We start from the raw sequence: 266 nt of genomic DNA, 5'->3' as shown, positions 1-266 counted from the left end.
CTGAGGCTTTCGGCGACAAGGTTTCTCACCTTGTTTTTCGCTACTCGTGTCAACATAAGCTCTTGTGGAACCTCCAGCACTCCTTTCGGTGTACCTTCACAGGCGGCCACAATGTTCTCCTACCATTGAAATAAATTTCAATCCGTAGCTTCGGTACTATGCTTAGCCCCGTTAAATTTTCGGCGCGGTATCATTAGACCAGTGAGCTATTACGCTTTCTTTAAAGGGTTGCTGCTTCTAAGCCAACCTCCTGGTTGTATAAACAA

Annotated in this window: 1 rRNA gene; it reads right to left on the bottom strand. The window is 45.9% G+C overall.

Annotated elements, in window-relative coordinates:
• Positions 1 to 266 (bottom strand): 23S ribosomal RNA (locus FCL47_RS24210); the annotation flags it as partial.

This window comes from Desulfopila sp. IMCC35006 (assembly GCF_005116645.1).
Taxonomy (GTDB): Bacteria; Desulfobacterota; Desulfobulbia; order Desulfobulbales; family Desulfocapsaceae; genus Desulforhopalus_A.
This window is presented reverse-complemented; position numbering and strand designations above follow the sequence as displayed.